Source organism: Rhizobium leguminosarum bv. viciae USDA 2370 (assembly GCF_002008365.1).
GTDB classification, from domain to species: Bacteria; Pseudomonadota; Alphaproteobacteria; order Rhizobiales; family Rhizobiaceae; genus Rhizobium; species Rhizobium leguminosarum.
On the sequence record NZ_MRDL01000036.1, the window covers coordinates 666,972 to 680,236 of the forward strand.

10 protein-coding genes are annotated in these 13,265 nt (G+C 63.1%); 7 read left to right on the plus strand and 3 right to left on the minus strand.

The window, feature by feature from the left end:
- Window positions 1–91: 91 nt before the first annotated feature.
- The 4 genes from BS629_RS18120 (at window position 92) to BS629_RS18135 (ending at window position 6,765) form a co-directional block, all read left to right on the plus strand.
- Window positions 92–1,303 (plus strand): efflux RND transporter periplasmic adaptor subunit, encoded by a 1,212-nt coding sequence (locus BS629_RS18120; RefSeq protein WP_018242827.1) that lies wholly within the window; start codon window positions 92–94, stop codon window positions 1,301–1,303.
- Window positions 1,300–4,455 carry an efflux RND transporter permease subunit gene (locus tag BS629_RS18125; protein ID WP_018517475.1) on the plus strand — a complete coding sequence of 1,052 codons (3,156 nt, stop codon included), beginning with the start codon at window positions 1,300–1,302 and terminating at the stop codon, window positions 4,453–4,455. Before BS629_RS18120 ends, BS629_RS18125 begins: the two co-directional genes overlap by 4 nt.
- A gap of 372 nt (window positions 4,456–4,827) precedes the next feature.
- Window positions 4,828–5,826, plus strand: coding sequence for a flagellin N-terminal helical domain-containing protein (locus tag BS629_RS18130; RefSeq protein ID WP_018242826.1), 999 nt, complete (start codon window positions 4,828–4,830; stop codon window positions 5,824–5,826).
- Between the two features lie 273 nt (window positions 5,827–6,099).
- Window positions 6,100–6,765, plus strand: a complete 666-nt coding sequence (locus BS629_RS18135; RefSeq protein ID WP_012758248.1) for a YiaD family glycine zipper/OmpA-like lipoprotein — start codon at window positions 6,100–6,102, stop codon at window positions 6,763–6,765.
- Between the two features lie 49 nt (window positions 6,766–6,814).
- Here the strand turns inward: BS629_RS18135 and BS629_RS18140 are convergent, their stop codons facing one another.
- Window positions 6,815–7,222 carry a DUF2000 family protein gene (locus tag BS629_RS18140; protein WP_018242825.1) on the minus strand — a complete coding sequence of 136 codons (408 nt, stop codon included), beginning with the start codon at window positions 7,220–7,222 and terminating at the stop codon, window positions 6,815–6,817.
- 45 nt (window positions 7,223–7,267) lie between these two features.
- Between BS629_RS18140 and BS629_RS18145 the strand changes: the two genes are divergently transcribed.
- Window positions 7,268–8,182 (plus strand): AraC family transcriptional regulator, encoded by a 915-nt coding sequence (locus tag BS629_RS18145; protein ID WP_018242824.1) that lies wholly within the window; start codon window positions 7,268–7,270, stop codon window positions 8,180–8,182.
- A gap of 60 nt (window positions 8,183–8,242) precedes the next feature.
- Here the strand turns inward: BS629_RS18145 and BS629_RS18150 are convergent, their stop codons facing one another.
- Window positions 8,243–9,337, minus strand: a complete 1,095-nt coding sequence (locus BS629_RS18150; protein WP_018242823.1) for an AbrB family transcriptional regulator — start codon at window positions 9,335–9,337, stop codon at window positions 8,243–8,245.
- Window positions 9,338–9,593: 256 nt separating this feature from the next.
- The gene (locus BS629_RS18155) at window positions 9,594–10,496 is read right to left on the minus strand and encodes a LysR family transcriptional regulator (RefSeq protein WP_018242822.1); all 903 of its coding nucleotides are present in this window, start codon (window positions 10,494–10,496) and stop codon (window positions 9,594–9,596) included.
- 92 nt (window positions 10,497–10,588) lie between these two features.
- Here BS629_RS18155 and BS629_RS18160 point away from each other — a divergent pair, with 92 nt between their 5' ends.
- Both BS629_RS18160 and BS629_RS18165 read left to right on the plus strand, forming a co-directional pair.
- The gene (locus BS629_RS18160) at window positions 10,589–11,623 is read left to right on the plus strand and encodes an aldo/keto reductase (RefSeq protein ID WP_018242821.1); all 1,035 of its coding nucleotides are present in this window, start codon (window positions 10,589–10,591) and stop codon (window positions 11,621–11,623) included.
- Window positions 11,624–11,785: 162 nt separating this feature from the next.
- Window positions 11,786–13,198, plus strand: coding sequence for an FAD-binding oxidoreductase (locus BS629_RS18165; protein ID WP_077988335.1), 1,413 nt, complete (start codon window positions 11,786–11,788; stop codon window positions 13,196–13,198).
- The last annotated feature ends 67 nt before the right edge of the window (window positions 13,199–13,265 follow it).

Genomic DNA, 13,265 nt, shown 5'->3' on the forward strand with positions numbered 1-13,265 from the left:
CGCGATATTGTCGCATCAGACGGGAATCTTGATCCCGCAGCGCCTCTTTCGACCGACCCAGGTCCAACCTCGAGTCCCTCTGGAGACGTGAATGGCCTTTTGGAAGCAGTTTATACTGTCGCTCATCGTGATTGTTGCCGGCTTTGCCGCGTGGGTTTTCTTTGTGCCCGGCGCCGGCGATACGATGCGCGGTGCAGGTATTCCAGACAGCGTCGTTTCCAAGATCGCGCCGAAGGCTGAGGAGACGGCGGATGCCGACGCTCCTGCCCGGGCGCAAGGGCAGCAGCGCGGCGACGGACAAGGGCAGGGACAGAACCGCCGCAATGGCGGCGGGCGCAACAGCGCCATTCTCGTCGCGACGCAGGCTGTCGTCCAGGGCGTCGTCAACGACCGGCTGAACGCCATCGGCACGGGGGACGCGATCCGCTCGGTGGCGGTCACGCCGCAGGCATCGGGCACGATCCGCGAAATCCTCATCAAGTCTGGTGACAGGGTGAAGGCCGGGCAGGTGCTCGCCAAGCTCGACAGCGAGGAGCAGGTGATCGCCCGCGGCCAGGCTGATGTGGCGGTCAAGGCCGCCGTCGAGAAGTCCAATCTCTATCACAATATCAAGTCCAGCGTGTCGCGCATGGACGTCTTCGATTCCGAGATTGCCGAGCAGGGCGCGCGGCTGCAACTGCAGGCCGCCGAGCTCAATCTCGCACGGCGCAACATCACCGCGCCGATCGACGGCATCGTCGGCATCGTGCCGGTTAATATCGGCGACAACGTCACGACGAGCATCCCGATCGTCACGCTCGACGACCGTTCGGAAATCCTCGTCGATTATTGGGTGCCGGAGCGTTTCGCCAATACTGTGTTGGTCGGTCAGCCGGTCGAGGCGATGTCGGTGGCGCGGCCGGGACAGGTCTTTTCCGGCGTGGTCGAAGCCGTCGACAACCGCATCGACGCGGCAAGCCGCACACTTCGCCTGCGCGCCAAGATCGACAATAGTTCGGATGAGTTGCGCGCCGGCATGTCCTTCAGCGTCAGCATGAAATTTGCCGGCGACAAATATCCGGCGGTCGATCCGGTCTCCGTGCAGTGGGATTCACAAGGGTCATTCGTCTGGCAGGTCAATGACGACAAGTCGCGCAAGGTGCGGGTCAGCATCGTGCAGCGCAACCCGGATTTCGTGCTCGTCAAAGCTGACCTCAAGGACGGCGACATGATCGTGACGCAGGGCCTGCAGCGTGTGCGTGAGGGCGGGGCTGTGCGTGTGAGCGCCGATGTCGCCGCGACTGCGGAGGTCGCCACCCAATGAGCGTGACCGAGATTCATCAGGACAGGGCCTCGGGCAAGCAGAGCTTCACCGCACTTTTCGTTCGCCGGCCGATCCTGGCGCTGGTGTTCAACACGCTGATGGTCGTCGCCGGCCTTGCCGCCTATGTCGGCGTCGAGGTGCGCGAACTGCCGGATGTCGACCGTCCCGTCGTCACGGTGCGCACCACCTTCGACGGCGCTTCGCCGCAGACGATCGACCAGGAGTTGACCAAGGTGATCGAGGGGGCGGTCGCGCGCGTCAGCGGCCTGAAGTCGATTTCGTCGACCTCTTCCTTCGGCCAGAGCCGGGTAACGCTGGAATTCTCGGATGCGATCGATCTCGCGGTCGCCGCCAACGACGTGCGCGACGCGATCGGCCGCATCACCCAGAACCTGCCCGACGAAGCGGACGCGCCGCAGATCGTCAAGGCGGATTCGGATTCCTCGGCGATCTTGCGACTTGCCGTCACCTCCACCAAGCTCAACATGGACGACCTGACGCAGCTCGTCGAAAACGAGGTGATCGATCGCCTCGCCTCCGTCGACGGCGTTGCCGACGTCGAGGAATATGGCGACCAGGAGAAGGTCTTCCGCGTCGACGTCGACCAGGGCGCGCTCGCCAGCCGCGGGCTGACCATCGGCGACCTGACGAAGGCGCTCGACAATGCCGCACTCGACGTGCCGGCCGGATCGCTGAAGAGCAATACGCAGGATATCGTGGTGCGCGCCACCGCCAACCTGCAGACGCCGGCGGATTTTTCCAACGTCATCCTCCAGGACCGCGTCAGGCTCGGCGACGTCGCGACGGTTATGCTCGGGCCGCGCGACGGCGAAACGGCGCTGCGCTCCAACGGCAAACCGGGCATCGGCCTCGGCATCATCCGCCAGGCGCAGTCGAATACGCTGAACATCTCGACCGGCATCAAGGCGGCCGTCGACCAGCTGTCGAAGACGCTACCCGAGGGCACGACGATTGCCATCACCAGCGACGACGCCGTCTTCATCCAGGGTGCGATCCACGAGGTGGTGCTGGCGCTGGTGCTCGCCGCCGTCATCGTCACCGCCGTCATCTATCTCTTCCTGCGCGATTGGCGGGCGACGCTGATTCCGGCGGTCAGCATGCCGGTGGCGCTGATCGGCACGCTGGCGGCGATCTATATGGTCGGCTTCTCGATCAACATCCTGACGCTGCTCGCGATCGTGCTGGCGACCGGTCTCGTCGTCGACGATGCGATCGTGGTGCTCGAAAATATCGTGCGCCGGCGCGCTGAGGGCATGGGACCGCGCGCGGCCGCGGTGCTTGGCACGCGTGAGGTGTTTTTCGCCGTGATCGCCACGACGGCGACGTTGGCGGCGGTGTTCATTCCGCTCTCCTTCCTGCCGGGACAGGTCGGTGGACTCTTCCGCGAATTCGGCTTCGTGCTCGCCTTCTCGGTCGGGCTGTCGTCGATCGTGGCGCTGACGCTGTGTCCAATGCTTGCCTCGCGCATGCTGACGAAGCCGATGCTCGAAGATCACGGCGTGCTCGGCCGCTTCGGCGGGGCGCTTGCCAATCTCTACAAATGGGCTCTGCACGGCTGTCTCAACGCGCCCTTCGTCGTCATCCTGTTCTCGGTGATCTTTGCCGGCGCGGCGCTCATCGCCTTCTCGACGGTCAAGAGCGAGCTGACGCCCGAAGAGGACCGGTCGTTGGTGATGATGCGGCTGACGACGCCGCAGGGATCGAGCCTCGAATATACACGAGATAAGATGCAGCTCGTCGAGGAATATCTGCAGCCGCTGGTCGACAGCGGCGACATTCGCAACGTCTTCTCGATTTCCGGCCAGGGCGGTTCGCTGAACAGCGGCTTCATGGTGCTGACGCTTGCCCCCTGGGGAGAGCGCCAGAGGACGCAGGCGGAGATCGTCGGCGATATCAACCAGGCGGCCTCAAGGGTGCCGGCTCTGCGCGGCAACGCCATCTCATCGAACAGCCTGCGCATCCGCGGCGCAGGCAGCGGCGTGCAGATGGCGCTGATCGGCAATGATCACGAGGCGCTGACGGCGGCGGCCGCCAAGCTGGTGCAGGCGCTCGAGGCCACTGGCCAATACGAGACGCCGCGCCTGACTAACGAGCCCAGCCAGGCGCAGGTGTCGGTGACAATCGACCGCGAGCGCGCCTCGGATCTCGGCATCGACATAACCGGACTTTCGACGGCAATCCAATCGCTGCTCGAAGGGCGCTCGGTGGTCGACGTCTTCGTCGACGGCGAATCCTATCCCGTGCTTCTGACCTCGACGACGCGGCCGATCGACGATCCGACCGACCTCGAGAACGTGTTCCTGAAGACCGGCGATGGAAAGATCGTGCCGATGTCGGTCATTGCCACGATGAAGGAAGGGTCGGTCGCGCCGCAGCTCAACCGCGAGCAGCAGCTCGCCTCCGTCGCGATCACCGCCGGCCTCAGGAACGGCATGTCGCTCGGCGATGCCGTCAGCCGAGTGACGGCTCTTGCCGAGCCGCTGCTGCCGCCAGGCTCTCGCTTGCTGCCGCTAGCGGAAGCGGCGACTCTCGAAGAGAATTCGAGCGGCATGGCGCTGACCTTCGGCTTCGCCATCGTCATCATCTTCCTGGTGCTGGCTGCGCAGTTCGAAAGCGTGCTGTCCTCGCTGATCATCATGTCGACGGTGCCGCTCGGTGTTGCCTGCGCCGTCTTCGCGCTTGTTATCACCGGCTCCAGCCTCAACATCTACAGCCAGATCGGCCTGGTGCTGCTGGTCGGCGTCATGGCGAAGAACGGCATCCTGATCGTCGAATTCGCCAATCAGCTCCGCGACCGGGGCGAGGATGTGCGGTCCTCGATCGAGAAGGCCTGCGCGCTACGCCTTCGCCCTGTGATGATGACGATGATCGCCACCATCCTCGGCGGCGTGCCGCTGGTCTTTGCCCATGGCGCGGGCGCCGAAGCGCGCGTTGCGCTCGGCTGGGTGATCGTCGGCGGTCTCGGTTTCGCGACGCTGGTGACGCTGTTCATCACGCCGGTCGCCTATCTGCTGCTTGCCCGCTTCGCCAAGCCGCACGCCCATGAGGAGGCGCGCCTGCACGAAGAGATGTCGGTCGCCACGCGGCCGCGCGCTGCGCCCGACGACGAGCAGCTGCAGGCCGCCGAATAAGGCGTTCATCCGATTTCGAAGGCCGCCGGACTGCCGCACAACCCCTTAAATCGGAATGGATTTAAGGATAAATTTTGCAGCAATTCAAGGTGCTACACCGTCCTTTGCGGGTCTGAAAAGACGCGGGGCGCTGTAATCCGGCGGCGCTCCTCATGGTGTATGAAACCTTGCGAAATAAGATAAATTACTTCTGAAGTTTAGTCGTTTGTTAAGCATAAACGGCAATGATTGTTATCAGTAACCGACTGGTCTTCTTCGTTTCTTGGAGGCCGCAACGCGCTGGAATTCCAGCGACCCCGGACATGAGAGTCCGCGCGGACGGTTCATTTCTTGTGCAGTTTGCGTCCTGTTGTGTTTTTGGAGTTTAGTTCCGTGAGTATTTACCAGCGCGTCTCGGTGGATGCGGCGCTTCATGTGCTGCGCGATATCAACCGCAATATGGCGGTCACGCAAAACCACATCACCACCGGCAAGCGCGTCGCGGAGGCCAGAGACAATTCCGTCTACTGGTCTGTCGCGACCACTGCGCGAACCGACAACAAGGCGATTTCAGCAATCCAGGATGCGCTCGGTATGGCGGCGGCGACGATGGGAACGGCCTATACCGGCGTTCAGAACGTCATCGATGTCGTCTCGGAGATCAAGGCCAAGCTGGTTGCCGCGACCGAAGATGGCATCGACAAGAACAAGGTCAACGAAGAGATCAAGCAGTTGCAGGAGCAGTTGCGCAGCGTCTCCGAGGCGGCGACTTTCAACAGCGACAACTGGGTGGTTCTCGACAACAACGCGACGCCGACCCAGCCGCGCCAGATCCCGGCCTCCTTCATCCGCAATGCCGACGGCACGATCTCGGTCGGCATGCTGAGCTACCATATCGACACGACGCCGACCGGGAGCACCTCCTCCAAGGACGCGCGCTACCTGATCGACGATCGCGCCACCGGTTCGGGCGAATACGGCGTGCTGACATCGGCCTATTTCGCCACCGAGCTCGGCGCCTCGCAGAATTATGTGCTGATGGAGAGCAAGAACGGCACGACCACGGGGCAGGTGGTGATTTCGCTCTCGGACGTCACGACGAAAGGACAGGTCAGCGAAATGATCAGTGTCGTCGATGCGGCACTGACGCAGCTGACGACAGTCGGTTCAGCCTTCGGCGCGTTGGAGAAGCGCATCAACCTGCAAAACGACTTCGCCACGAAACTCCACGACAACATCACCGCCGGCATCGGACGGCTTGTCGATGCGGACATGGAGGAAGAGTCCAGCAAGCTCAGGGCGCTGCAGACGCAGCAACAGCTCGGCCTGCAATCGCTGAATATCGCCAACGCGACCTACGATACGGTCAGGCAGTTGTTCCAGAATTTCTAAGAGTGCGGTCACCCAGCCATCCGCCCTCGTGGTTCGAGACGGCCTTTCGGCCTCATGACCATGAGGGCTGATTGTCGCGCTGGCCGCAGAGGCTATCGTTCTGCCATACCGTCGCGCAGGCGCACTACTCGCTAAAACTGGTGATATCTGCGCATTCCCGCAACATCGCTTCTGTTTCGGCGCCTGAAATTCCCCTATCAAGGGAACATCTTCATTTTCTTGCCGCAATCCTTGCCATTTGCTCGGATCAGTCGAACGGAGACCGTCCTGTCCATGATCAAAAAATTCGTACTTCTCGCTATTGCCGCAAGCTATCTCAGTGCCTGCACGACGACCGACCCCTATACCGGTGAACAGAAGGTTTCCAATACGGCGGGCGGCGCCGCGCTTGGCGCCCTCGGCGGCGCTCTCGTCGGCGTGGCTGTCGGCGGCGGCGGCCACGGCAAGCGCAATGCGGCGTTGATCGGCGCAGGCGTCGGCGCTCTCGCCGGCGGCGCGATCGGCAATTACATGGACCAGCAGGAATCCGAGCTTCGCGCGCAGCTCGAAGGCACCGGCATTTCGGTGACACGCAACGGCGACAACATCATCCTCAACATGCCCTCGAACATCACCTTCGACGTCGACCAGGACGCGGTGAAGCCGGGCTTCTATCCGACGCTGAATTCGGTGGCGATCGTGCTGCGCAAGTTCAACCGCACGCTGATCGACGTCAATGGCCATACGGATTCGACCGGCAGCCTGCAGCACAATCAGGACCTGTCGCAGCGCCGTGCGCTGTCGGTTGCCGATTATCTCGGCGGCCAGGGCATCGACCAGCGCCGCGTCTCCGCCGTCGGTTTCGGCCCGTCCCAGCCGGTCGCCTCCAATGCGAGCGAGGCCGGCCGGGCGCAGAACCGCCGCGTCGAGATCCAGATCGCTCCGATCACGCAGGGCTGAACCGGATTTTCTACCTTTGAAGCGGCCGGGCCCAGCCCGGCCGTTTTTGTTAATGCTGCATCGTCGCACCCTTGGTGATCTTGTCGACGATCTTCTTTTCGGCGCGCAGCGCGATGCCGACCACCTTCGCGTCTTCGGGAGCAAATTCGGCGAAGACGGCGCGATTGGCTGCGTCGTGGCCGGTCGCAAACATCTCCTCGATGAACAGCGAGCTGGCAATATCGCGCTCCAGCGCGCGGCGGTGAACGGCTGACATCGTCGCCTCGTCGGCAGAGAGCACGATGATCGGCTGGATCGATAGCGGATTGTAGAGATTGCCAGCGCGGTCCCTATAGTCTTCGCCGATGATCTCCGGATGCCGGCCGGCGATGCCTGTCATCAGGAAGGCGGTAACGTTCAGCTTCTGCCAGCCGGCAAGATTGTTTCGCAGGACGACGGCAATTTTGGTATCAAACATCGGACGGTCTTTCACCTAACTACGGGTTATGGAGTATCGGGCGCGTTGAACCAGGATTTACATCCGCAGGTCTTCGAAGGTCTTGAACGTTTGTGCGCGGGACCGTCCGGCAACGCCATCCTGGCTGCGCCGGCCTTTCCCGGCATCGAGCGCATCGCGGCGCAGTTCTCAGGCAATGCCTTCGAGCCGCACCGACACGATACCTATGCACTCGGCGTGACCCTGAAGGGGGTTCAGACCTTTCGCTATCGCGGCGAGCGGCGCTTCAGCCTGCCGGGGCAGGTGATCGTGCTGCATCCCGATGAGGAGCATGACGGCGGGGCGGGGACCGAGGACGGGCTGCAGTACCGCATGCTCTATCTGGAGCCATCGCTGCTTCTTGAGTGCCTGGAAGCCGATGGCGTCGGCCTGCCTTTTGTCGATGAACCCGTTATCGGCGATCCCGCGCTGGCGGGCGTGCTGCTGGCAGCACTCGGCGAACTCGACCGCGAACTGGACGAGCTTTTCGTCGACGATTTCGTATCGCGGGTGACCGGCGGGCTGTCACGGCATGCGCGCATGCCGCGCCGGCCGCTCGGCGGTGTCGCCTGGCGGCAGGCGCAGGCGGCGCGAGATTATCTTGAGGCGCATGCGAGCAGGACAGTGCATTCCCTAGAGCTGGAAGCGGTAACGGGGCTCGACCGTTTCGCGCTGTCGCGGCATTTCCGGGCGGCCTTTGCCACCAGCCCGCATCGCTACCTTTTGATGCGGCGGCTGCAGCGGGCGCGGGCGATGATCGGCACGGGCGAAGAGATTTCCGATGTGGCGGCGGCGACCGGCTTTGCCGATCAGAGCCATCTCAACCGCCATTTCAAGAAGGCCTACGGCATGACGCCCGGTCAGTGGGCAGCGCTCGCGCATAACTCCGCGCCGCGCTCTAAAGCGCGTCGCGTCAATCCGGATTCATGCGACGCGCTTTAAGTCTTTGATTTATGCATGTCGTTATCCCAAAACCGCTGCGCGCTTTTGGTGCGATATGCATCAAGCGGGATTTTCCGCAAGGCCGGAACGGCGCGCGATGAAACGGGCGAGCATCGGGCCGATCATCAGGATCACCAGGAAGCGACCGGTCTGCATCGCCATGACGAAGGGCACGTCGACATCGCTGGAGGCGGCGATAATAGCGACGGAATCGGCGCCGCCGGGGCTGGTAGCGAGATAGGCGGTCAGCGGATCTATGCCGGCGAAGACGTGAAGCGCCACCGCCATGCAGCCGCAGAGCGCCATCAGCAGCACGATGCAGGCCGATACCCTCGGCAGGGCGCGCGCCACGTGCTTGAGGATCGAGCGGGTGAAACGCAGGCCGATGCTCCAGCCGACGAGCGCATAGGCGATGGCGAGCAGCCACATCGGCAGCTCGATCTTCAGGAGGCCCGTGCCCTGCAGCAAGGCGCCGAGAAAGAGCGGCACGATGATCGTGCCGCCCTGGAGGCGCAGGCGCCAAACGCCATAGGCACAAAAGGCCGCAAAAGCCATCGTCGCTGCAAAGTCCGGCCAGTCGATCTCGGGAAAGAGGACAAGCGGCGGCGGCTCGGCGCCGTCGGCTGCCACCCACAGGCGCGAGATCACCGAGGCGCCGACGGCGACGAAGACGACGCGCAGATACTGCATGAAGGCGACGAGACGGCCATCGGCGCCATAGGCTTCTGACATGATGACCATGGCGGAGGCGCCGCCCGGCGAGGAGCCCCATACCGCCGTCGTTCCCGGCAGCACCTGCCAGCGCGTCAGCAGCCAGCCGAGGCCGGTGGCGATGGCGATGACCGAGAAGATGAACAGCAGGAAGAGCGGCGCGTCCTTCGCCATGGTGCCGAGAATGTCAGGGGTGATGGTGCGCGCCATCATCAGGCCGACGAGGACCTGGCCGAACTGCAGCGGCCAGAAGGGCACGCGAAGCTTTCCCTTGCCGACGGTCAGCGCCAGTGCGATTGCCGCGACCATCGGTCCGATCAGCAGCGAGGCCGGCAGGGCGAAGAGCTCGAGGAAGACGACAAGAGCTGAGGAAAGCGCGAGCAGCAGCGCCCATTTCGGCAGGCCGGCATCCCGCAGCAGGCGGCTTGCGTCGCTGAGTGACATGATCCCCGTGTCTTTCCTGGCCGGCGCCAAGCCCTGAGGCTGAATATGGGAGGGGCTCCGGCATGACGAAGAAAGGCCGGCTACGAGAGCCGGCTGGCGCGGGTCCGGTATAGGCGGGTGGAAGACGAGCGGTCAATTGCGAAATTTGGCTACTCGGCGCCTTAAGATGCGAATTTGATTCATGTTGCCGCGCTAACTCATTGTTTTTATGTATGTCTCCCTCTTGGGTCACTGCGCGGTTTTGGGCGGGGTACCGTCACAAACGCACATGGCCGGCGAGAAAATCACGAAGGGCGCGTACACGCGCCGGCAGTGGCCCGCCCTGGCCCATATAGAGGGCGTAGAACTCCTCGAGATCGCCGGGATTGGCCTCTTCGAGCACCGGCACCAGGCGCCCGGCATCGATATCGGCGCGCACGGTGAAGGCGGCAAGGCGGGCAAGGCCGGCGCCTGATAAAGCGAGGTGGCGCATGGCTTCGCCGTCTCCCACCTGCACGCCGGGGGTGATCGGGATCATCAGCGTTTCGCCGTCCTCGCGCAGCGGCCAGCCCTCTACGGCGCGGGCGTAGGAAAAGCCGATGCGGCAATGGCGGCGGAGATCGGCAGCCGAGCGCGGTTCGCCGTGGCGCGATAGATAATCCGGCGACGCGACGACGATCTTGCTGGTGGCGCCAAGCTTGCGGGCGATCAGGCTGGAATTCTTCAACGGGCCGGCGCGGATCGCGACATCGGCGCGTTCTTCCATCAAGTCGACTATCCTGTCGGTATGGGAAATATCCAGCGTCACGGCCGGATGAAGCGCCATGAAGGCAGGCACGAGCGGCGCCAGCACATGGTTGCCGAAGGAGCCGCTGGTGTTGATGCGGATTCGGCCCGAGGCCTGTTCGCCTGTCGAGGCCTGACGTTCGGCTTCGGCGATATCGGCAAGGATGGCAATGCTGCGCTCGTAGAAGGCGCAGCCTTCCGGCGTCAGTTGCAGCCTGCGGGTCGAACGGTTGACGAGGCGGGCGCCGAGGCGTGTCTCCAGTCGGGCGACGAGCTTGCTCACAGCCGACGGCGTCATGCGCCGGGCCGTAGCGGCGGCGGAAAAACCGCCACGTTCGACGACGCTGACGAAGACTTCCATTTCGCCGGAGCGATTGATGTCCTGACGGCTCATGATGAATTCAAGTCACAAATGATTTGCTTTTAGGCAATCTATATCATCGAGCGACCAAGGTCTATCTCATAGGAAATACAGGAGACAGATCCATGGACTACAGAAATCTTGGCGCCTCCGGCCTCAGAGTGCCGGTCTTGAGTTTCGGCGCGGGCACATTCGGCGGCAGTGGCCCCCTGTTCGGCGCTTGGGGCAATACCGATGCGGAAGAGGCGCGGCGGCTCGTCGACATCTGCCTTGAAGCCGGTGTCAATCTCTTCGACACTGCCGACGTCTATTCGGCCGGCGCCTCCGAACAGGTGCTCGGCCAGGCCATCCGCGGCCGGCGCGACGCTGTGCTGATCTCGACGAAGACAGCACTGCCGATGGGCGAGGGGCCGCAGGACTGGGGAACGTCGCGGGCGCGGCTGATCCGCGCGACCGAGGATGCGCTGCGCAGGCTCGGAACCGACTATATCGACCTCTTGCAGCTTCACGCCTTCGATGCCTCGACGCCGGTCGAGGAGGTGCTGTCGACGCTCGACGGGCTCGTCGCCGCAGGCAAGGTCCGTTATGTCGGCGTTTCCAATTTTGCCGGCTGGGAACTGATGAAGTCGCTCGCCGCCGCCGAGCGCCACGGCTATCCGCGTTATGTCGCCCATCAGGCCTATTATTCGCTGGCAGGACGCGATTACGAATGGGAGCTGATGCCGCTTGGCGCCGACCAGGGTGTGGGAGCCCTCGTCTGGAGCCCGCTTGCCTGGGGACGGTTGACCGGCAAGATCCGCCGCGGCCAGCCGCTGCCCAAGGCAAGCCGGCTGCATGAGACGGCGCAATACGGTCCGCCTGTCGACGACGAGAAGCTATTCGACATCGTCGAGGTGCTGGACACCATCGCATTAGAAACCGGCCGGACGGTGCCGCAGATCGCCATCAACTGGCTGCTTAACCGGCCGACGGTATCGAGCGTCATCATTGGCGCCCGCAACGAGGAACAGCTCCGGCAGAACCTCGACGCGGTCGGCTGGAGCCTGTCGAGGGAGCAGATCGAAAGGCTCGACGCCATAAGCACTGTCACGGCGCCCTATCCCTATTTTCCCTATCGCAGGCAGGAGGGTTTTGCGCGGCTCAATCCGCCTATTGTCTGAGGTGCGGGGACTGCGGACTTGGCTATAGCAACCGGCCTATAACAAAGTAGGAATGAAATCTTCTGCCAATCTTAACTGGACAGCCGCTTTGACTTGCCGCATACCCAGCCTGACCTGCGGAACACGATATGGTTTCTGCGGAATGGCAGGGAGATCAAAGGGATGGCGCTGAAGGACGCGAAGGCGGGCACACGCAACGAGGCCGGAATTGCCGCGGTGCTTGGTATTCTCAAGCGGAGCTTCGGCGAGCGTTTCCAGACCGGCCAGTCCTTCCGCGAACAGCATGCCCATACGACCACTTACATCCCGCCGCAGCTCCCGGACGGTGTGCTCTTCGCCGAGAGCGCCGAGGATGTGAAGGTGGCGGTCAGGGCGTGTGCGACCCACAAGGTGCCGGTGATTGGTTTCGGTGTCGGCACCTCGCTGGAGGGCCAGGTCAATGCCGCCAATGGCGGTATTTCGATCGATTTCAGCCGCATGAACCGGGTGCTCGAGGTCAATCCGGAAGATCTCGACTGCACCGTCGAGCCGGGTGTGACACGCGAGGCGCTGAACATCCACCTGCGCGATACCGGCCTGTTCTTCCCGATCGATCCCGGCGCCAACGCCTCGATCGGCGGCATGGCCTCGACGCGGGCCTCCGGCACCAATGCCGTGCGCTACGGAACTATGAAGGACAATGTGCTTGCCGTCACCGCGGTCACCGCCAATGGCGAGGAGATCCGCACGGCCCGGCGCGCCCGCAAATCTTCCGCCGGCTACGACCTGACGCGGCTTTTCGTCGGCGCCGAGGGCACGCTCGGCATCCTGACCTCGGTAACGCTGCGCTTGCAGGCGATTCCGCAGAAGATCGCCGGAGGGGCCTGTGCCTTTCCGAGCATCAAGGCCGCTTGTGATGCCGTCATCATGACGATCCAGATGGGCATTCCGGTGGCGCGCATCGAGCTGCTCGACACGGTACAGATGCGGGCCTGCAACGCCTATTCCAAGCTCTCCTATGCCGAAAGCCCGACACTGTTCCTCGAATTTCACGGCACCGACGAGACGGTGCCGTTGCAATCGGCAGCCTTTGCCGAGATCGCGGCGGAATGCGGCGGCGGCGAATTCCTGTGGACGGCCAATGCCGAGGAACGGACGAAGCTCTGGAAGGCGCGCCACGACGCCTATTGGGCCGCAAGGGCGCTGGCGCCTGGGCTTGCCGCACTTTCGACCGATGTTTGTGTTCCGATATCGAGGCTCGCCGATTGTGTTTCCGAAACGCAGGCGGATATCGAGGAGCACGGGCTGTTGGGGCCGATTGTCGGCCATGCCGGCGACGGGAACTTCCATGTGCTGCTGTTGTTCGACGACAAAAGTGCCGAAGACATCGCCAGGGCTGAGAGCTTCGTGCAGCGGCTCAACCAGCGAGCGCTCGACCTGGACGGGACATGCACCGGCGAACACGGGATCGGGCAAGGCAAGATGGCGTTTCTGGAACAGGAGCTCGGCGGCGCGGTGGATCTGATGCGACAGGTGAAACAGGCGCTCGATCCAGACGATATCTTCAATCCCGGCAAGATTTTCCACCATGGCTGAAAACGGAATATTCTCATGAACTTGGGCCTTGCCCCCGGCATGAATAGCGCTAGAACAGAATGATGTT